General features: G+C 34.6%; 16 protein-coding genes. 3 read left to right on the top strand and 13 right to left on the bottom strand.

All coding sequences use genetic code 11. The features are described 5' to 3' along the window. Nucleotides 1-6 precede the first annotated feature (6 nt). From EGI22_RS01945 to EGI22_RS01930, 4 genes are all read right to left on the bottom strand, one after another. A complete protein-coding gene (locus EGI22_RS01945) occupies nt 7-1719 on the bottom strand; it encodes a cellulase family glycosylhydrolase (protein ID WP_255065957.1) in 1713 nt (570 codons plus the stop codon). Further along, the gene (locus tag EGI22_RS01940; protein ID WP_255065956.1) at nt 1720-2931 is read right to left on the bottom strand and encodes a hypothetical protein; all 1212 of its coding nucleotides are present in this window, start codon (nt 2929-2931) and stop codon (nt 1720-1722) included. Then, on the bottom strand, nt 2932-6051 hold the full coding sequence (locus EGI22_RS01935; RefSeq protein WP_255065955.1) for a hypothetical protein: 3120 nt from the start codon (nt 6049-6051) through the stop codon (nt 2932-2934). Between the two features lie 120 nt (nt 6052-6171). Beyond that, complete coding sequence (locus tag EGI22_RS01930) at nt 6172-6756, bottom strand: ribonuclease HII (protein WP_255065954.1); 585 nt, start codon at nt 6754-6756, stop codon at nt 6172-6174. Between the two features lie 178 nt (nt 6757-6934). On the opposite strand from EGI22_RS01930, the gene EGI22_RS01925 reads away from it, so the two are divergent. Next, nucleotides 6935-8113 (top strand): MFS transporter, encoded by a 1179-nt coding sequence (locus EGI22_RS01925; RefSeq protein ID WP_255065953.1) that lies wholly within the window; start codon nt 6935-6937, stop codon nt 8111-8113. Nucleotides 8114-8151: 38 nt separating this feature from the next. Here EGI22_RS01925 and EGI22_RS01920 read toward each other — a convergent pair whose 3' ends face one another. Then, on the bottom strand, nt 8152-9357 hold the full coding sequence (locus EGI22_RS01920; protein ID WP_255065952.1) for an ATP-binding protein: 1206 nt from the start codon (nt 9355-9357) through the stop codon (nt 8152-8154). A gap of 213 nt (nt 9358-9570) precedes the next feature. Continuing rightward, a complete protein-coding gene (locus EGI22_RS01915) occupies nt 9571-10230 on the bottom strand; it encodes a phosphatidylserine decarboxylase family protein (RefSeq protein ID WP_255065951.1) in 660 nt (219 codons plus the stop codon). Nucleotides 10231-10356: 126 nt separating this feature from the next. On the opposite strand from EGI22_RS01915, the gene EGI22_RS01910 reads away from it, so the two are divergent. Further along, the gene (locus tag EGI22_RS01910) at nt 10357-12909 is read left to right on the top strand and encodes a hypothetical protein (RefSeq protein WP_255065950.1); all 2553 of its coding nucleotides are present in this window, start codon (nt 10357-10359) and stop codon (nt 12907-12909) included. 186 nt (nt 12910-13095) lie between these two features. Then, nucleotides 13096-14220 (top strand): DNA polymerase III subunit beta, encoded by a 1125-nt coding sequence (dnaN, locus tag EGI22_RS01905; RefSeq protein ID WP_255065949.1) that lies wholly within the window; start codon nt 13096-13098, stop codon nt 14218-14220. Nucleotides 14221-14422: 202 nt separating this feature from the next. On the opposite strand, the gene EGI22_RS01900 is transcribed toward dnaN, so the two are convergent. The 7 genes from EGI22_RS01900 to EGI22_RS01870 all read right to left on the bottom strand — a co-directional run bounded on the left by EGI22_RS01900 (nt 14423) and on the right by EGI22_RS01870 (nt 22242). Next, nucleotides 14423-15055, bottom strand: coding sequence for a hypothetical protein (locus EGI22_RS01900; RefSeq protein WP_255065947.1), 633 nt, complete (start codon nt 15053-15055; stop codon nt 14423-14425). Nucleotides 15056-15132: 77 nt separating this feature from the next. Beyond that, nucleotides 15133-15891, bottom strand: a complete 759-nt coding sequence (locus tag EGI22_RS01895) for a hypothetical protein (RefSeq protein WP_255065945.1) — start codon at nt 15889-15891, stop codon at nt 15133-15135. 13 nt (nt 15892-15904) lie between these two features. After that, nucleotides 15905-17131 (bottom strand): M14 metallopeptidase family protein, encoded by a 1227-nt coding sequence (locus EGI22_RS01890; protein WP_255065944.1) that lies wholly within the window; start codon nt 17129-17131, stop codon nt 15905-15907. A 13-nt stretch (nt 17132-17144) separates the two neighbouring features. Further along, a complete protein-coding gene (locus tag EGI22_RS01885) occupies nt 17145-19250 on the bottom strand; it encodes a penicillin-binding transpeptidase domain-containing protein (RefSeq protein ID WP_255065943.1) in 2106 nt (701 codons plus the stop codon). A 12-nt stretch (nt 19251-19262) separates the two neighbouring features. Next, a complete protein-coding gene (locus EGI22_RS01880) occupies nt 19263-19643 on the bottom strand; it encodes an FtsL-like putative cell division protein (protein ID WP_255065942.1) in 381 nt (126 codons plus the stop codon). A 106-nt stretch (nt 19644-19749) separates the two neighbouring features. Further along, complete coding sequence (gene rsmH / locus EGI22_RS01875) at nt 19750-20667, bottom strand: 16S rRNA (cytosine(1402)-N(4))-methyltransferase RsmH (protein WP_255065941.1); 918 nt, start codon at nt 20665-20667, stop codon at nt 19750-19752. Nucleotides 20668-20820: 153 nt separating this feature from the next. Then, nucleotides 20821-22242, bottom strand: coding sequence for an amidohydrolase (locus EGI22_RS01870; protein WP_255065940.1), 1422 nt, complete (start codon nt 22240-22242; stop codon nt 20821-20823). Nucleotides 22243-22274 lie beyond the last annotated feature (32 nt).

Genomic DNA, 22274 nt, shown 5'->3' with positions numbered 1-22274 from the left:
AGACAGTTATTTTTTAAAAATTTCTTTTAAGCCTTTAAATTTATAGTTTTTTAAGTACCCAAAAATGCTTTTAAGTTTTGTAAAATTTCTAAGTATAAGTGCAAAAATCGCACCAAGAACCAAATACGAAATCATAAAAGGAGGAATATTATCTAAAAAACTTGGATTATAGTCTCTAATGTTTTTCTCAAAAATCGAAAGGGCACTTTTGGGTTTTCCGTTTATATCTAAAAGTCCAAAAAACTTTTGAGGATTTTTTTGCCAGGGCATTCGACCAGCTACATCGCTTGATACTTCTTTAAAGTCATAAAGAGTCCAGAAATACGAAGGGGTATTTTGGTTTTTTAAAACTGTGTAAACATTTGCTATATCATTAAATGTTTGAGATTTAGAGTTGCCAATAGGCAAAATTTTACTTTGGTAGGTAGACTTGCCGAACTCGCTTACTACCACCATTTTTTCAGGGGCATTTACAGTCAAAAAACCAAGGTCTTCTTCTAAAATCTTTGGTGATTTATAAAAGTGAAAAGAAATAAAGTCTAATTTGTCTTTAAACTTTAAAGCTTCAATACCGTTGGACCACCCTATAGTAATTAGTCGTTCTGGGTCATATATTTTTGCTTTCGAAATAACAAAATCTAACCATTGGTTTACTAAGGTAGAGTCTTGATAGTTGTAGTCTATATCAGGCTCATTTTTAAGGTCATAGGCTACTATCGCAGGATGGTTTTTAAATGTTTTAAGAATGGTTTCTAACTGGCGGTCAGTAGCTGGAAAATTAAATAAATTAAAGTCTGAATTGAAATCAAACAAAGTTAATATAACAGAAATTTTGTTTTGTTGAGCTATATCTAATAAATGATGTAATCGATCCAGCATTTCTGGAATTACATTTCCTTTTCCAAACTGCTCATAGTTTATAAATATTCTAACTGAATTAAACTTAAGTTTTTTTATAAGATTAAAATCTTTTACTATTTGGACAGAATCATAATTTATCCAAAAGTCCTTAAATGGGGCCTCTTGAGGATAGTAATTTATGCCTTTTGCATTTTTAAGTTTGGTTAAGTACTCAGCTTTAGAAGATCCTTTCTGAAGAGGGTTTAAAGAGGGTTTAACTGGCAAAACCTCTACTTGTTTTAAATTATGAATTCGCCAGTAGCCATCTTCCAAAATCATAATCACTTGATAACTTAAGGTAACTATCTCATATGCGAGCATTTTTTTGTCTTTGTTCCAGACTCTCTCTACCTCCACAGAGGCATTGTCTAAAAACCCAACAATTTGCCCATCCGCTGAATAGTAATTTAACTGAAGATTATGCTCAATTTCTATGTGTTCCTTTATTATTCCTTTATCTTTTGAAATAGACTTTTTAAGTTTTTCTCTGCCTAGTTCGGTAAAATAATCTTGAATAAGTAGTGTATCTCCTGAAAGAAGAGCGAGGTTTCTTTGATATAATGCCCGAATATAATCTTTTTTGAGAATATCCCTAGTAAAGTCTTCCATTGGCCTCTCAACAGGCTCGTCTGGCAGCCATGTCAATTTTGGTGTATATATATCAGGGGTATCTTTCACCTCTAAAAACATTTCGCTATTAGTTCTACTTACACTCAAAAACACCCATATTTGAGCAACTCCGTAAGTGAGGATACTCACCAATATTATTACTCCTAATATCAGAAAAATTTTAAAAGTATTTTTTTCGTTTTTTATCATTTATAAAACAATAATTTCTTTAGAAACACCACCAATCTCTACGGTTAAAGTATCTCCTATTTCGGATTTTTTAAATAAATCAAAAGTCGCAACGCCGTCCTTCAGAAATGTAGTATACTCATTATTCTTCTTATTTTTATATATTTTAACTTCTGTACCATCTGAAACATACTGGCCCATCTTTGCCAGAACTGGACCGATATTTAAGGCGAAATTTTTAGCAATAAAACTGAGTTTAAAATCTGATACATACGGCTGAACATTTAGCGATATACTTTCACTTTTTAAAACATTGTCCACTACAGCATAAATTTTAATATTTCCTTTTTTAGCAGGATTTTTTAGATTAACGGATGCTTTTCCGTCCATTACAAATGACCTATAAATACTCTGTAATCCGTCTTGATCCACAACTATAAACCTAAGCAATACTCCATCTGATACTCGGTTGCCAAATTTATCTAAAATGTCAGAAGTAGTAACTTTAAAATATTGTCTCCCATCTGCTACCAATAATTTTGTATTTGTAAATAGACTAAATGAATTAGGAATGTTGGGTAATTCCAAAAGTTCTTTTTCTTTACTATCTGAAAGTTCAGTGCTTGAAGCTAAAAATGTTTTACCTATGTTTTGCTGACTCTTTATTTTTAAATAAGCTATGCCGTTTTTAGTTATTGGTTCAGCTTCAAGATATGAGCCATTTGGTCTAGTAGATTTAATAGTTATTTTACTACCATCGTCTATTATGTTGTGATATTTATCTACTGGTAATACCGTTAGCATAGACCAGTGTATGCCGCCATCTGCTGGTATGGATTTGGAGCCTATATAGGATGATAAGATTCCGTAGCTTTCGTTTGGCAAAACCTCAATTCTTTTTTCTTCCTTTTTTACACTATTACACCATATGCTCAATTTGTGAATACCAGCCTCAGAAACAATACTGTTGGGTAAAACCAAGGCAGAATCTAAACTAAAGACCAATGTGCCCCAAATCACATTGGCTTTTAAAATACATCCTTTTGATGCTTTAATTTCAATTGCAAGTTTATCATTGGCTTTAAATCTAGCAGGTATTTGATTTAAGACCGGCTCAAACTTAAATGATTCTAAAACCGTTTCTTTATTTCTCAAATATTTGAAAACAGCAAAAACAAGCAATAGTATTACTAATGCTAATCCACTAACTCGTATGTATGCGTTTTTTAACATTTAATATAAAGTTGGGTTTGCTATGTATCCATCGGGAATAATCTTTATCCAACCTGCTTTGTATTTTATTCCATCTTCTTTCATTAATTTTTTATTCAACACTTCCACATTGGGCAACCCATTAACAAAGAAATCTTTATTTTCGCCGATTTTGATTACGGCAAAGTCTTTAAAGTTAATGAAAGGCAACTTAAAATCTCTTTTCCTTTGAGGACGAACCCCCTCTCTCATAAAATAAGTATCAAGCCATGTGAGGTCACCTTTTGCATCCGAATAAGCTATTAAAAGTTTAGGTACACTTATTTCCTCTGTTCCATAGTTTAATAGTGACCCTTCGAAATGATTTTTAGTAGCTTTAAGGTTCTGAATATCATAAGACCTATACAAATCATTTTTATCTACTACAGCTCTTGCTAAAAGTTTGAATTGAGTCGGAGCCGAACTATATTTAAAAGGACTAAATTCATTTGGATTAAATTTAATAGATTTTTCCTCATTTTTGTAATTCCAAGCCGTTGATTCAAACGCTACCTTGAAAGGTATTTTTTCAAGGGGTAGAATACGATGAATCGTTGCAAACTTAGCATTATAACTTACGAGTTTTCGGTTGTTTTTGTCATATAATTGAGCACTGATGGTGATATGTGCAGGATATGCATCTACATTTTGGAGCTCCCCAATTACAAAATAACTACTGTCCATTTTTACCAAACTGGCATTTAAAATTTGTAACTCAGGTCTATCCAACACATCATCATGCTGCGTTGGAGATGTGCCGGCTTGTCTTTTACCATGGCCATGTATACCTTGAGCCTTTTCTATCATAAACTGGTCTGCGGGTATACTTAAATCAAATTTGGGGGCTTTCAGATACCATTTTCCTTTGTTTTTGATTACGATATGTGTGGCTTCAGTAAAATATTCTTCAACAGGAGTAATCCATTCGGCTACTATATGAGCTTCATATTTAGTCTCAGTAATTTTTTTTAAGTCAACTTTAAGATTGTTTAGCTTGGCATAAGATGCCAATATGCCATCTTCGACAGAGAGTTTAACAAAATAATCGTCAAATTCAGGTCGATCAGAAGGATCAAAATAACTATGAGCAGTTTCAAAATATTTAAAATCAACAGCATCATAATAGGCCACCACAACGTCTTTGGGGCTTTGGTAGGGACTAAAGCTAGCGATTTTAAAGGAAACATATGTTACAATAGTTACCACAACAAAAATCCATGCTCCGAGGAAATAAAGGGTCATTTTTCTGAGCGGCGGGACAACAATATCATCTGAGTCATTATATCCATCATCATAAAAAGACAAATTCCTAACTTTACTATACCAAAGTAATACGAAGTTAACTAAAAAGGCTATGGTCAGAGAGAAAAATGGCATAATTCCCCACCAAAGTTTGATGATTTTTGGCAAGTCTTTTCTTGGTAAAACGGTAGGCAGTGGAGGGATGTCTTGTTTCTGCCAAACCATTATTCCATTTTCAAGTCTTTGCACTCTTTCCCATCCAGAAAAATATAGAATAGGGTCATAAAACTTGTCGTTAGAGAAAATAAACTTCAGAAAATATTTCTCTGGAACGGTCAAAAACTGCTGTAGTGAACCTATGCCTTCAATTCCTTTAAATTTTGAGTTTTCTAGACGTTCAAGAGGCCTCGTCGTCATTTCAGGCAGCCTGCGAGCCGAGTGATAGTTTCCATCAACTGATTGAGCCTTAGTTTGAGCTGAAAGCCAGGCCATCTGGTCGCCAAAACCAAGTGTCATGTATCTCCAATGGTCATGGTTATCTCTTTCTAGAAACTGAACAATAGGTTTTATGTCAATTTTGGGTGGCTGTAATGGTCTGAAATTACCAAGACTAACAATGAAAATTGTTAAAACGGCCACTGTTCCACCTAAAAAGCCGGCAAATAGTCTGTAGACGATGGTTCCATATTTTCTCCTTAATATATCTCGATAATCTCCCTCAACTACTCGATAGAAGAATTCACCAAGAAACGGAGTACCAATAATGGATGCCCAAAATGTAAATCTGTCTAGTGTTAAAATATTAAAGGCGTTTTTTCCTAGCATCATAATAGGAATTGGGGTAGTCCCACCTGTACCTAATATAAATAATAGTGTAAAGGAGAGTCCAATAAACATATTTCTTTTGGTCCAAACTCTAGAAAAAATATAAGGTAGTAGTAATAATTGTACACCTAAAGGAATTAAGAAAAACATTAATCCAGATGATGGAACTTTTATGAATGAATCTCTTGAGCCATGAGGTATTGATACCTGAGTAATAGGGTCTGTTGCTGACCAATAAAAATATGGAAAAATAAGTAACATAATAATAGGGACACAAGCACCAAAAATTACTATTTCTTTCCATTTAATACGTACTTCGGCTAATATATCAAAAAAGCTAAAATTATATACTTGCTGTTGATGGCTAACACGCGTACTATAACTTTGATTATTTTCAGATTGTTTAAATGAACCTTTTGCTAAAATAGAATCCAAAACAGCAAGACCGATCACTGGAGCAACAAAAAACACCATACCAAAAATTGTTGTTACATGATGAGATGTTACACCAACTCCCATTATAGTTATGGCGGTAGCTAATCGATAAATTTTTCCATATCTAATCCATCTATATATTTCAGGTAGAGAGTTGAGAAGGCAAGCTATTCCAAAAAGTGTAGGAATTTGTCCAAATAGATGAAACGCCTCGTTTATAGAAGCTCCAAAACATGTCAAAATTGCAGCATATCCAGCAGCTCTGCGATTGGTCCATAGCAATGAAAATCTGTACATACCTACCATGAGTATCTGCATAACAATGGCAGCCAAAAGTAAGAATGCATTTCGCAAACCAATAAATTTAGATAGAAAACCAGTAAGTTGGTGAACTAAAGGAGGATAGCTGGTAACATTAAAACCTGTATACCATCGATTATCCCATGTATCAAACCAATTTCTTGCGTAGTGATCTCCAAAAAACATATGTACGAAAGCATCGTAAGTGGAATCTACAGTAAAAAAGAAGAGTGTTCCATGAAAAACCAAAGAAATAACCATTGCTACAAACAATAAGTTAAATGGTTTTTTTGGGGTCATAATTTTAGAATAATTTGTTTTAATAATAAACTTTATCAAAAACTGTTCCTTTCAAATTGGATGATAACTATTTAATATTACGCCTTTATTAATAAATTATAAATTTATATACAAGAATTACTAAATCCTAACTTTGAAGGTTAATCTATGGTGCGGCGTGTAGCCATATTCTAAAATGGCTTTTCTATGAAAAATAGTTGGGTAACCAGCATTTTTTTGCCAATCATAACGAGGATATTCGAGAGCTAATGCTTCCATTGTTTCGTCACGATAAGTTTTCGCTAAAATGGACGCTGCAGCTATTGAAAGATATTTACCATCGCCTTTTATGATACATGTATGAGGAATCATGGGAAATGGCGTAAATCTGTTCCCATCAATGAGCAGATGCTCCGGTATTATTTTTTCAGAAATTTTTTCAACGGCACGGTGCATAGCTAAAAAACTAGCTTTCAAGATGTTTATTTGGTCTATCTCTTGGTTTGTGGCTTCTGCTACTGCCCAAACTAATGCACTTTTTTCAATTTCAGTTCTCAGTTCTAGTCTTTGATCTTTGTTGAGCTGTTTGGAGTCATTGAGCCATGGATGTTCATAGTCTTTTGGCAAAATCACTGCCGCAGCCACTACTGGACCCGCCAAACATCCTCGTCCTGCCTCATCAAGGCCAGCTTCTATGTAATTTTTATTGAAATAAGGCAGGAGCATAGGGAAATGGAATTGCTAATTTTTTTACAAAAAACAACCTTATAATTACAAAAACCAAAATCATTTCCCAATTATGTGAATTTAGAAAACATGTTTATTTAATTTTCTTTGAAAATAATTGATAGAATTGAACCTCTAATTGATTTTTTTGATTTAGAAATTAACTCTAAATACTCTGATGCTTTTTAAAAACGCTTATAGCGGATTGTCCCCCAAGATTTGGTTATTGGCCTTGGTAATGCTCATAAACCGAGCAGGTACCATGGTAGTGGCGTTTATGTCGGTTTACACAACCCAAAAACTCCACTACAGTATCGAGCACGCAGGATACGTAATGATGATGTTTGGTGCAGGAGCTATTGTTGGAGCTTGGCTAGGCGGTAAACTAACCGATTTGCTTGGGCATTATTTGGTACAATTACTAAGTTTGGGCATAGGCGGATTGCTGTTTTTTGTAGTGGTTAGATTAGAAACTTTCGAATATTTATGTGCAGGAGTTTTTGTTTTGGCTATATTTGGAGAAGCATACCGACCTGCAAATACGGTAAGTATTTCCCATTTTTGTAAACCTGAAAACTTCACAAGGTCCGTTTCGTTGGTACGTTTAGCTATAAACTTGGGTTGGGCAGTTGGGCCAGTTTTAGGTGGTTTTTTTGCTTCCAGAAATTACGATTACCTTTTTTATGCAGACGGCATTACCAATATTTTGGCAGCGGGTTTGGTATGGCAATTTCTAAGAACTAAAGTTGTAAAAACGCCGAAAATTAGTAAAGAACAAAAAGCTCTTAACAAAAAAGATTCTCCTTGGCGAGATACCTATTTTCTGATTTTTGTGGGATTATCGACTATTTATGTGATGTCTTTTTCTCCACTTTTTACTGTTTTGCCAGTTTTTTATAAAGAAGCCTGCAATATTGATGAACAACAAATCGGACTTTTAATGGGCCTAAATGGCCTATTGGTGGCTGCTGTTGAAATGATTTTGATATATAAGTTGGAGAAGAAATACACAAAAATGCAATTTATATTTTTTGGGTGTGTGCTTCTAGTAATAAACTATTTCATGTACTATTATTTGAGAAGTTTTGGATGGTTGCTTATTGGAATTACTTTCGGTACTTTTTCTGAAATCTTCGCTCTGCCTTTTATGAATACTTTCTCTTTAGAAAGAGCCAAAGGTCATAATCTTGGTCAATATTCAGCGGTATATTCCATGTCTTGGCCAATAGCACAGATTATTTCTCCACTTTTAGGAACGCAAGTAATCGCCCTTTTGGGCTATGATGCATTGATTATTACACTTGGAGGAATCGCCCTTTCAGCCACAATTGGTTTTTATTTCATGGCAAAAAAGTAGAGCGATTTTACGTATGCTTCGAATTTGTTAATCAAAATTCATTGCATTAGACCAAATAACCAAAGTGGAATATTTTTTCCGTATCCAACTTCAATATTGTCTTTTACAATATATGAATTAGGTACCCCTTCTACTTGTTTCTGCTTTTTACTTTTGCCTCCAACTTCAAATGTATATTTTCCATCAACAACAAAATCTCCTTGTTCTGCTAATTCTGCCTTTAGGTTCATATTTTTCACTTGATTTATGAAAAATGTCTCTCTTAATGTTCCTTCAACTGGATTTCGGGTAAGAGCATAACTAAAGTTTGTGTTTTCAAGCAATATTTTGTCTGGTTTTTGAAGAGTTGATGTCCCTTTACCAATTTTGGAAATGTTGTTTATCAAAGCGGCTTTTTGCAAATGCTCCAAAAACATTAATAGCGTATTTCTGCTCAATTCAAGCTTGGCTGCTAGTTCAGATGTATTTGGAACATATGGTACGGAGTCTGCTAAAATTGATAATAGTTTTTTTATTTTAGTTTGATGTATAACAGAGTATTCGTTTATAAATGCCATGTCATAAGCTAATGTGGCATCAATTATTTGAAAAATCTTGGTAAGGTATTCATCTTCTTGACTTTGACTTGAAATCTTATTTGCGATTGGCAGGTAGCCATATTTTAAATAATTTTTGAATTGAATTAGAGGATGCTTCAAGATATCCAACGTGGACATGGCTATTTTTACGTGATTTTGCACAATTTCAGACAATTCTACTGATGGTAATTCCGCTATTCTGTTAAATGCCAAATATTCTCTAAAAGACAAACCATGAAGGTAATAAGTCAATACCCTTCTACTTAAGTCGGCTTCTCCTCTGTAAATATCTAATGCTGAAGATGCAGAAAATATAATTTTCATTTTTGGTAAGCCGTCATAAATATTTTTTAATTCCTGTGACCAGTTTTTGTATTTATGTACTTCATCTATTATCAATAAAGTGCCGCCTAGTTTATTCCATTCTTCAGCAGTTGATAATAAATCATTTTGATAAAAATATGGATGGTCTAACGTCACATAGAGCGATGTCTCCAAGTTTTGAGTTTTCAAATACTGAAGCATTAATGTAGTTTTTCCAACACCTCGAATTCCCTTTATACCAATCATTCTATTTTCAAAATTGATATTGTTATACAAGTACCTTTTGAAATTCAGATTAATATTTCTTAACAAGCTGTTTTGAAAAGAGAATAGTTTTTCCATGATTTGTTCTCAATTATTTACAAAGATTCATTTTTTTGCTCTAAAGTCAAAACAATTTTAGTATTTTTTGTTTCGAATACAATACGATTTTTAGGACATTTTGTATTCTATAGAAAACAAAACAAAGGAACTTCGTTTGAAAAATCATCAAATGAATAGCTGAACTTAGCTCAATATGTAGGTTTTTTTAAGAAATCGATTTGAAAAATCGCTCTACGCTAGTTCTGCGATAACAGTTTCTCCACCAACAGGTCTATCTTCAAGATTAACCAAGATTTTAGCATCCAAAGGCAAATAAATGTCAATTCTTGAGCCGAATTTGATAAAGCCAAATTCTTCGCCTTGGGTTACTGTTTGGCCTTCTTTTACATACCAGCAGATTCTTCTGGCCATGGCTCCAGCTATTTGTCGGAAAAGTATTTCAGTGCCATTAGGGTGTTTTGTCACAATTGTTGTACGCTCATTTTCAGTACTGCTTTTTGGATGCCATGCAACCAAATACTTGCCTGCGTGGTATTTGAAATAGGATATTACACCCGAAAGAGGGTTAAAGTTTATGTGAACATTTAGAGGAGACATAAAAATAGAGACCTGGATTCTTTTGTCTTTAAGGTATTCAGTTTCTATAACTTCTTCTATTACTACGACTTTGCCGTCAGCCGGAGCTATTATGTGTTTTGGGTTTATTGCTGTTTTTCTCGTAGGTTTGCGAAAAAATTGTAATACCAAAAAGAAAAGTCCAAGGCATACTACAAATAGTAAAATATGGAATATGTTTTGATCTGGAGTGAAGTATTTCAAAACGCTGAAAACAACTCCTAGAGTCAAAATAGAAACAATTAAAGTGCCTTTACCTTCTTTGTGAATAGTCATCCTGGGTCAATGAATTTTAAGAAAAATTTGGCAAATATACACTTTTTACCTTTTCGATGCTGTTTAGTTTAGGGCAAATAATCTAATCTTTAGAAAAAATATTAAAATAAGGACCTTTTGAATAATATGAACAATCATTTGAGTTTTTGGAGAATCTGGCACAACAAAGAAAAATGGCCTTTGTTTTTTGGCTTATTTATAGTTATATTTTTAATTACTTTCAGCCTCTACGCATGGAACATCGGCCTAGAGAATATCATTCACTGGAATGTATTAAGCGAACTTCATGAAAAAATAATTTCTTCCAACTCGTTTTATTACGACGAGTTCAAGTTTTCGGCATCTACCCCTGTTTGGTACATCAAAGAGCGATATATGCCTTCTTTGGTGATTGTCAACAGCCTTCCATTTTATATACTTTTAGGAGGTTCTTTTGTAGGTTTGTCTTTTTTGTTAATTGGTTTTGCTCGGTTAAAGGGCATTAGCTTCCTGATTGGAGCCTTAGTTTTAGGAGGGATTCTCATCGGTTTACGATCTGAAAGTGTCTTTTTAAGCAATTCTAACTGGCCATTTTTGGTCACTTTTGTATTATCTGGAGGTTTATACTATTATTTCAATAATTTCGGACAAAAAATCGATACCAGCAAAAACCTTATTTTTTGGCTTTTGCTTTGGGCTTTATTAATTATAGGAGCCTATTTTTTTTCTGCCATTAACCAACCATTACTTTCTTTGGCAGCTTATGGTTTAGTTGGCTTCATGCTTATTACAGCTATTTTTATTTTTATGGTTTCACACGAAATCGTAGCTGGCTTGGTTTGGTTGGTCTCAAAAAATTCTCAAAAAGGCAAAAGTTCATTACCTCAGTTTCTTCTTATTTCTGGTATATTTTTAGTGAACATTTTATTGGTTTATCTAGAAAACTCAAAAGCTATTGAAAAAAGCTCATTTGTGCTAGCACCCATTTTTATTTTTGTTCTTAGCGTAATACTAGGTCTTTGGGGATTCCGACAATATGTTGACCAAAAAGAAGTATTTAGTTTTCAAAGAAGTGGTGTTTGGCTATATCTTGGCTTTGCTATTATTTCTTGCTCCACTATTGCATTTATTTTTGCAACAGGCAATGACCCCCTCATAGAGGTTGCGGAGGATTATATTAGTATTACACAACTCACAATGGGTTTGAGTTTTGTAGTTTATGTTCTCATAAATTATATTCAGCTTCTCAAACAAGGTTTAGAAGTCCACAAAGTGCTGTATAAAGCCCCATTTAATAAATTGGTCTATGCTAGGACAATAGCAGTATTCTTAGTTTTGTTTTTATTTTCATACAAAAACTTTTACGCTTATAATCAAGCCCTTGCAGGTATAAATAATACAATCGCTGATTTTTATTTAAAAGAAGGCGACCTTAAAACTGCCGAAACTTTTTATAAAAAATCTACGCATTTCGAACTTTACAATCACAAAGCCAACATTTCCTTAGCATCTTTGGCTTTGAGTCAAAACGACAAAATAAATGCGGCTTTTTTCTTTAATCAAACCATTTCTCAGAAACCCAGCCCTTATGCTTTTGCTGGTTTGAGTGCTAGTCTCGAAAACGAAAATATGTATTTTGATGCACTCTTTGCTTTGCAAAATGGCCTAAAGACTTTTCCAAAAAACAATCAATTGTTGACCAATCTGGCTTATTTGCAAGGAAAATCAAATTTGACCGATAGTGTCTTGATAAATTTGGATATAGCACTAAAAGCTTGCGATAAATGTGAGACAGAAAATACAAACTTCTTAGCTTTTCTGATTGAAAATGCCAAACTTGAAAAACTGCAAGAGATGACAAATCTTTCTGAAAATTTGAATTATAATAGTTTGAAAGCCAATAGGTTTGCTATTGACAGGATACTTGAAAAAGAAAACACTTTTGCTGATTTTGAACTAACAAAAGATTCTGCTTTAGATATGAGTCGAGCGGCGTTTTTGTTTAATGCCATCAGCAATCCTAAAACTGAAAATAAGACCAAAATAGATGCCAAAGCATTAATGAGTCTTCAGAAAAACAGCTATAATGAGCAACTATTTGAGTCTTTAAGCTGGGTATTTGCTGAGCAGCAATACTATCGTCAGTCGAAAGCGGAAGGTATAAAACAACTTTATGCCTTGGCTGAAGCTAATACAAAAAACAAGTTGATTTACAACCAAAATTTAGGTCTGTGGATGATGAAAGAAGGCATTGCAGATAAGGCCATCGAAAGACTAAGAATGGCGGGAGATTTAAGTTCTGTAGCATTATTAGAAAATGCCAATTTACAGTCAAAAATGAAGGTAGATTTAGAAAAACAGGCCCAGAATTTAAGTGTTGGATTAAATGAAAATAATTATAAAGAAGCAATAAATAAAGCTCCTTTTAATGCATTTTTGATTAAAAACATATCAGACATGTTGAGTGCAAAAAATAAAGATTTAGAGGCGTATAATGTTGTTTTTTATGCTGCAGATGTCAATTCTACCTCATCTTTACTTTTAAAAACGCTTGTAAAAAAAGCTATTGCAATTTCAGAATTTGAATATGCTCAAGATGGTATAAATAAGTTAGAGTCGATGGGATATCTAAAAGAAGCTTCGGAACTAAAAACTGAATTGAAAACCAAGAGAGAGAAGATTCAATCTGACGTATTTTAAATTTGTTTTTTGCATAAAATAATCAGATTTTTAGGTATTTTTGCATAAAATTTAGGTGAAAACATACAAAGTCCTATTTAATCGTTTAGATTCAAAAATTTAAATCGTTGATTATTAAATAAAAGGCCATTTACTAAATTTGATTTTAATTAGTTTTAACCATATTATCTTATAAAACAAAACAACATGAAGTTTGTCGTTTCGTCATCAGAATTAGTTAAGAATCTTTCAAATATAAGTGGCGTGATAGCCCCAAATCCACTAGTCCCAATTCTTGAAAATTTCCTTTTTGAGCTCGATGGTACCAATTTAGTAGTTACAGCTTCTGATATGCAGACAGTAATGGTTGCTGATTTTTTGGTAGACTCTAGTGATAAAGTTTCGGTAGCAATACCAGCCAAATTATTGATGGATACGCTGAAGAGTTTACCTGAGCAACCTATTAGTGTAAACGTAAACAGTGATACCTTTGGAGTTGAAATTATCACATCAAATGGTAGGTTTAAAATAGCTGGAGAAAATCCAATGGATTTCCCAAAACCACCTCAAGTAAACAAAAACTTCAATATTGAGTTAGATTCGCATATTTTAGCTTCTGCTATCAACAATACGCTTTTTGCTACGAGTACAGATGACTTAAGACCTGCAATGACGGGTGTCTATATCGATATTCAGGAAGAAAGCACCACTTTTGTAGCTACAGATGGACATAGATTGATAAGATACAGAAGAGAAGATATCAAGTCTTCTACGCCTACTACAATGATTTTGCCTCGCAAGGCATTGAACCTTATCAAGATTTCGTTGCCTTCAAATAGCGTTCCAGTTGTAACTGAGTTTAGCAATTCCAATGCTTTCTTTAGCTTTGGCAACATCAAATTGATTTGTAGATTGATAGATGAGCGTTATCCAGATTATGAAAATGTGATTCCGAAAGCGAACCCTCACAAAATGACGGTTGAAAGATCCAAATTTTTGAGTTCTTTGAAAAGGATCGCTATATTCTCAAACAAAACTACACATCAAATCAGACTTAAAATTACAGCTGATGAGTTGACTATCTCTGCGGAAGATTTAGACTACTCAAATGAGGCAGTTGAGAAAATAGCTTGTGAATATGTAGGTGAAGATATGGAAATAGGCTTCAATGCTAAGTTTTTAGCTGAAATGTTAGGAAATATTAGCTCGGCGACAATCACAATGGAGCTTTCGCTACCAAACAGAGCAGGTTTGATAATACCTTCTGACAAAGAAGAAAACGAAGATATTTTGATGCTTGTGATGCCAGTTATGCTGAACTCATATTCTTAAAAACAATAATAAACCTTTTCTTTATAAACGTAAGCCCCGGATTTCTGGGGCTTTTTTGTGTTTTGTGCATAAAAAAACCTCAAATCTTAATTTGAGGCTATTTTTAGAACTAAATATTATTTGCAACTATAATGTACATATACAATTCGCTCAAACTTGTTCCAGTCTGACTCTTTTTTTAGGATAAAAATTAATGAAAATTTCATTTAGAGTTTCCACAGCTACTGTTATAATCTCTTACTATTTCCCTATATTTAATTACTGAATACTGACCATTTGAAACCTTTTCTGAAACTGAAGGACAATCGGACGTAAATTCAGACCAGCTTTTTTTAAATTTAAAGCTTGAGAAAAATACCTCTCCTGTTTTTTTTCTAAAAGCCAAAAATTTATAGTTTGTAGTTCTCCAACTTCCTGGTGAAGAACGATTGGGGCCATTTTCCGCAACCCACGAATTTCGTTTACCTTTAATTTGAAGAGTTTCTATAAAACCATCTTCTATAACGATTCCAAAAAGGTTTTTCCCTAGTTTTTTATTTAAAAAGTTATACTGATACAATAGAGAAACATATTTTTTCTTAACTCCATTATATTCAAACTCAAAAAAAGAAATATCATTTGCTTTCCCTTTTATGCTTTCATTTGAATTTAAATCAACAAAATGAATACTATTTTCCATACCGTACCAATCTACTATTGACCCAAAAAACTTCTTAGGTAATAATATTTCTACTTCTAGTTTTTCTCCTGATTTATACTCCAAAATACCTTTTTGAGCGGAAATTTTAAATTGAATTAAAGTCAATAAAATACACAAATAGAAAGTTGTTTTCATTTAAATAGATTTTATAGTTAAAACTAAAATCTACTATAACAAAAATTATTCCATTCTGATATAATGAAAACAAACAACTACCTCAATCTTCTAATTATTCTAGAATTACGAAACTCCCCTACACAACTTAAGACTTTAAAGGTAAGTTCATAGTCAGTAGCATGAAGGATAAAATCTTGTGTCGGTTTACAGAATTCCATAAAATCATCAAGATCTTCGGGCCCTAAGTGGGTGATTTGTGCTACTACTTGTTTGTTGTATTTTAGATCGGCATAAAAGCTTTTTGCATCTTGAAACTGCATATCTGCTAGTTTTCTGTTCATTTTGCCTTCTTTACTAAACATTTGGTAAAGAGCATCGATAGAAATCCCAATCCCTGGCTGGGTCGTGTTGGTATTTAGCATACTTTTTAATAGCTCATTTCTGATAGCTTTGGAATCATTTGGATTTGCTAAAAAATCTTGGATTTCCTTGTGTATATCGCTTAGTTTTTTGTCCCTTACTACCAATTCTTGCAACATAAACGGTTGGAGTTTAACAGCAATTACTGGATTTTTATTTATCCCATCCCATTTTATACCTTTCCTTTCATATCCAAAACTCGTTATTATGATAGAGTCGCCAACTGCGGCTCTTGTATAAAAATCTCCTTTTTCATTTGTTGCTACAACCTGTCCTGTCCGAATATTTAATATATTCAGTGTATTGATTCCTTTTTGGGTAACATTATCTATAACTTTCCCATAGACGGATTTTTCCTGACTGAGAGCAGAAACAACACTTATAAGTATAATTACGAGGGTTTTAAAAGAACTATCAAACAAATTTACTTTCAATATATTCAATGGTTTATGCTACTATGCTTCCGTTTAGAATCAAGATTTGTTTTTCGCCTAAATCTAAGACAAAACTTGCCGATTCACCTTCTAATACCTCTTCAGGATACTTCGCCAATTTATGTTTTTCAATTATTTCGGGATATTCGCTAATGGGCTTTAAAACTCCTCCATTAGCATCTAAAGTTTGAATTCCCCAAAAAACAGAAAGATCACCTATGTCATCTATAACGCTGGTATTTATGAAATCGCTTGCTTGAGCAATATTTTTTTCTTCTATATTGATACCGACCTCCACGGTATATGCTTTTTCATTTTTAAGCATTGTAGCATTGAGTATTTTTAAATCAAAAAGGTATTTTTCATTTTGTGGAATAGTGAGGTAATCTGATAGCGAATATTCTAAGATGGAATTAGCAGCAATACTATACAAACCACTAAGAATAGTCACAAAATTTAATTTTCTCAAAAACTGTTTTTCGGGGTCATTTGGAAAACCTCCAGACTCTATTAAAATTAGACTACTTCCCCATTTTTGAATATTATCACCAAAAGCTCTGGGCTCAAACTCATCTGAAAACCTTCCTATACCATTAGGAATAAACTCTTGAAGCACTTCGTTCATTGCACTTATAGTTTGTCTTGCTTTTATGCGGTTTTCGTTCCAATCGCAATCTTCATTATAGGCAGTTGCTAAGAACGAAATACTAGCCTGTTTAGGGCTTTTTCCAGCCGAGTATCTTGTGTTTTGATCGTGAAGGTTAAATGAAAACTCAGGCTTTAGGCTTTCCACAAGGTCTTTCAAGATTTTACTTTCTGGGCATTTCAGTGCCAAGGCATCTCGGTTCATGTCTATGCCTTGTGCGGTTCGTCTTATAAATCTTTCGGCTCCATCAGGATTGAGCATGGGCACAAAGTGTAACTCTAGGTTTTGAAGAATGTAACTTTTGAATTTATCGAATCCGTCATTTTTTGATTCAAAGAAATTAAAAATATCAAAAATGGCCATCGTTGCTGTGGCCTCGTTGCCATGCATTTGTGACCAAAGCAATATTTTCCTTGGGCCATTCCCAATCTTTACTTTCTGGATTTTTCTTCCTTCAAAAGACCTTCCTACCTCCTCTTTCGAAAACTTTAACTTTTCTATTAACGGAAGGATATCTTTATGTTTAAATCGCCTTTTGCTCAGGGTTTTTTCTTTGAAATTCTCGTATTTTTCAAACAGCTCTGTAGTATACATCTGGCCTAATGGGTTATTTCAGCACCAAAGCTACGACATTTTTGCTTTCTATAGAATAGTCTCTTACTTTACCAAAGCCAGAATATTTCACTCTAAATCCTTGGTTTTCAAGAATGGGCAAGGCATCTTTAAGTGTTAACCCACGGATTTGACTAATATCTTTTTCCATATTTTTCAGCTGCCATGTTACAGAGTCCCTTTTTAGAACTTTGGGCTGGGAGTATCCATCTCCATCTGGCTGATTATTAATACCTAGAGTTTGAGCTATAATTTTTTGATCAGTTATTTTTCCTGCACTTTGTTTTTCGGCAAGTTTCTGAACATTGCTTTGCAATACTAACCTTGGGTGCATAGATATGTCGTAGGCAAATATCTTATCTGCAATGTTTTTGAATACTGGGGCACAAACATCCGCTGCATATATATTAGCTCCTACTGGTTCATCTATAACTACTATACAGCTATATTTTGGTTGATTGGCAGGAAAATATCCAATAAACGAAGTATAGTAAATGCCTTTTTTATAATTCCCGTTTACTCTTTTTTGTGAGGTCCCAGTTTTACCAGCTATTTGGCAATTACCGCCATTTACGTTTTTTGCAGTTCCATTTTGTACTACACCTTCCATCATTTGTTTTACTTTTTGGATGGTAGCTATCGAACATATAGGGTCAGAAATTCTGTTAGCTTCAAATCGCTCTAAAGTTTTGGTACCTTTTCGTATTTCTTTTACTATCATGGGTTGAATCCACTGACCATTGTTTGCTATGGCATTATAAAATGTCAGCATTTGTATTGGTGTAATTCTTGACTCATAACCTATTGACATCCATGGCACAGTAGTTCCGCTAAAAGTAGCACTTTTGGCATTTTTTAAGACAGGATAGGGTTCACCTTTTAGTTGAAAACCTGAAGGTTTGTCAAGTTTGAAGTCTCGCAGATAATTGAAGTAAGCATCGGCTGAAGAGAAGCCAAAGTGTTTTTTCATTAAACTATAAATGCCAATATTACATGACTGTTCGAATATTTGCTGAACTGTTAACGTGCCATGCTCGTGGGAGCAAGTAAAAGAAAGGCCATTGTGTTTAATTTCTCCAGGGCAATCTACCCCAAAATCGGAATTCTTGAGATTTGCTTTTTCAAGCAATGCAACCATAGATGCAAGCTTAAAAGTTGACCCAGGATCTGTCCCTTCTTTCACAGCATAGTTTTGATCTTCTATGTAGGATATTACACCTTCATTGTTAACTTTCCTAGTTAAGTTAGCGATGGCTTTTATTTGACCAGTCGCTATTTCCATTACTACGGCAGTACCATATTTTGCTTGGGTTTTGTAAACCTGAGCCCTTAGCGAGCTCTCTATAATATCTTGGAAATTCACATCCAAGGTAGTAACCACATCAAGTCCAGGTTCAGCGTTTATGTCTGATTCTAAATCTACGGGTTTTGAATACCCGCCAGCTAGTCTTTCGTAAAAGCCTTTTCCATCCTTGCCTTGAAGGTAGTTTTCAAAGCTCGCCTCAATGCCGAAATCTCCTATTTTTTTTGTTTTAGTGTCAAGTTTCCCTATGGTTCTCATCGCCAAATTATTAAAAGGCAAAAACCTATATCTGTGGATTTCAAACCGTCCGCCGCCTTTATTAGGCCCTTCTCTAAACAATGGAAACTTTGCTATTTTTTCTTTTTCTATATGGTCTAGTTTTTTATTACCGCCGATTGGCATATACCTTGATTTGGCTTTTCTAGCTTTAGATATTTTTTCTTTATATTCTAGATAGCTATAGTCTTTAAAATATTCTGAAAGCAACAACGAAACAGAGTCTAAACTACTCTCAAAAAGGTCTTTTTTTGCTTGAAATGGATCTAAAATAACCTGATAGCGAGGAATAGAGGTTGCAAGTATACTCTCGCCATCCGAAGCATAAATATTGCCTCTCGTAGCGTCAATTACCCTTTCTTTTTTTTGGATGTCGACCACCAAAGCCATCAACTCTTTCTTTTTGGTAGTTTGTAGATAAAGGATTTTTGCTATAATAGCTATACCAATCATACCTAATATAAAAATCGTCCATTGCGAACGGCTTTTAATCTGTTCTTTTATTACACTTTTATCAGACATTTCTTGGATTTATTAGAGGTTTTTAATAGCAATTTTGATAGGAGCCTGAGCATTTTTTTCAAATCCTCTGTCCTGAAGTTTTTTCTCGATCTCTGACTGTTTGCTTGCATACAAATACCGAGATTTATGAGAGATAAAGGAGGCCCTTTGCTCATTTACTTGCCTATCAGCTCTATCGAGTTTTCTGATGAGACTATCAAAATTATGCTGAAAAAATATGTAGATTGTCACCATTAAACCAATCCATAGCACCTTGCGTAAAGTACCAGGCGATAGACGTTCGTCTAATTCTAATTTTTGATTAACCCACTTGGAGAGGGGTTCTATTAGGTTGAAGTTAAAAGACCTGGACCTCTTAGGTTCCACTCTTTTTCTTGATCGGTTCTGAGACATTTTAATTCTTTTTTATGGGAAGCACTATTCAAAATTATACAATAATTTCCTTAAAACGTCTCAATGTTTTTTAAAAAATTTAAGTCCTTGCTATAAACGGAATTTTTTACGCTGATTTTTCTGCTATTCTCAACTTGGCACTTCTTGCCCTTGGATTTCTTTGAAGTTCAGCTTCGTCGGCTTCTACAGGTTTTCTGGTAATAGATTGTAGAGGCTTAATTTCGTTTCCAAATAAGTCTTTTTCTACCTCTCCAAAAAACTTCCCACTTCTGATAAAATTCTTCACTGGACGGTCTTCTAGAGAATGATAAGACATCACCACTAGTCTGCCATTTGGTGCCAAAAGTTCAGGGGTTTGTATTAAAAACTCCTCTAAAACCTTCAGTTCTTCGTTGACTTCTATTCTTAATGCCTGAAATACCTGAGCAAAAAATTTGTTTTCTTTTCCTCTCGGGGCAAAACTTTTCAATGCGATTTTTAAGTCATTTATAGTTTCTATGGTTTTGGCATTTCTAGCATTGGCTATAGCATGTGCTACACTTTTGGCGTTTTTTAGTTCGCCATACATGCCGAATATCTTGTGCAGATCTTCAGCAGAATATTCGTTAACAATTTCGGCGGCGGTTTGACCAGTTTCGGTATTCATCCGCATGTCAAGATCGGCGTCAAAGCGAGTGGAAAAACCACGCTCAGGTGTATCTATTTGATGAGATGAAATACCTAAATCTGCCAGAATTCCATCCACTTGTTTCACACCGTATACTTTCAGGTATTTGGCGATGTTTCTGAAGTTGGCGTTGATAAAAGTAAAATTTGGGGAGTCAATTTTTAGAGATTCTGCTTTAGCGTCAGCATCTTGGTCAAAACTATAAAGATGGCCTGTAGTAAGTTTTTCTAAAATGGCCCGAGTATGTCCACCTCCACCAAAAGTAACATCCACATAAATGCCTTCAGGGTTGATAGCCAAACCTTCGAGACATTCGCGGAGCATTACTGGGATATGATAGTCGGTGTTGGGTTCCAATTCTTTCTTTTATTTTTTCTGCAAAAATACGATTTTTATATGGAATTTTTTAAGATTCAAACCGATTGTTTATTGACTGATTTTTGAAATAATTCTATAAAAAAAGACTGTCAAGCGTATTGACAGTCTTAGTTTTTTTAACTTTTGGGGAAGTTAATTTCTATAGTTCAAGGCAGGTTTTCTGTCACCCAAAAGCGACTCATACTTAAAATCTCCCCCTGTTTTAGCTTTAAACTCTACCGTCGCTTTGTCAATAAGCTCTTGGTTTTGGAACAAATCAATGGCACTCAAAGCGATAGTTTTGGCAGCTATCATCATGCCTTTTACGCCTATGTTAGTTCCACCAGCAGCTACTGCTTGCCAGCTATGGGCAGGAGTCCCAGGAACCCATGTGGCTGTGCGGCAACCAACCGTTGGTACAGCCCAGCTTACATCGCCTACGTCTGTTGAGCCTCCATTTGCCGAACTTTCAAGTTTGAGTTCTTCAATCGTGTTGGTAGCATCGAGAGTGCTTTTAAACATTCCTGGCGTTGGTAATATTTTATTTGCAAACGCTACCTCTTCTGGCGTTAAAACATAGCCACCAACTTTATTCATGTTGCTGTGCATTACTTTAGCAAGTGTTTCGTTGGGTAACAATTCATATACACCACCTAATACTTCTGATTCAACTCGAGTTCCTGTACCTTGTGCTGCTCCTTGTGCAATGTTTTCCATCCATTCCCACATTTCTTTTACATTGGTACGGTTTGGATGACGCACATATAAATACAATTCTGCAAAATCAGGCACTACATTTGGTGCTTTGCCTCCACTTGTTATAACATAATGAATTCTCGAGTCTTCTTGCACATGCTCCCGCATCATGTTTATCATGTGTGTCATGGCTTCTACGCCATCAAGTGCTGAGCGGCCATTTTCTGGAGAAGCGGCAGCGTGTGCCGAGCGGCCATAAAACCTAAACTTTCCAGATTTGTTGGCTAATGAACTTGAGGCATTTGCTGAGTTCCCAGAGCCTGGATGCCAGTGCAATACCACATCGACACCATTAAAAAGCCCATCTCTTACCATGTAAACCTTGCCCGATCCTCCTTCTTCTGCTGGTGTTCCGTAAAACTTTACGGTGCCTTTTTGTCCTGTTTTTTTCATCCAGTCTTTTACGGCTATGGCAGCTGCGGCAGATCCAACGCCAAACAAATGATGACCACATGCGTGACCAGCTACGCCGTTCAATGATTCTTTTTCAGGTTTGGCTGCTTGCGATAAGCCTGGCAGTGCATCAAACTCACCTAAAATACCAATTACCGGTTTGCCTGAGCCAAAAGTTGCCACAAATGCCGTTGGGATTTCGGCAACTCCAGCTGTTACACTAAAGCCTTCTTTTTTTAGTGTTTGCTGAAGCAACTCCGAACTTTTGTATTCTTGGTAACCTACTTCAGCATACTTCCAGATGTCCATTGCTATGGAGCTATATTCCGCCTGCCTTTTTTGGATATCGTTTATTACTTGTTGTTTGGTTTGAGAAAATACTGTTACGTTGGCAGCTATTAGAAACAGAATAAAGAGTTTTTTCATGATATTGGGTTAGTTTATTGATATTCAAAAAT

Source organism: Lacihabitans sp. LS3-19, assembly GCF_024343575.1.
GTDB lineage: Bacteria > Bacteroidota > Bacteroidia > Cytophagales > Spirosomataceae > Leadbetterella.
Note: the sequence above shows the minus strand (reverse complement) of the source record. Positions and strands in the feature narration are given on the sequence as shown.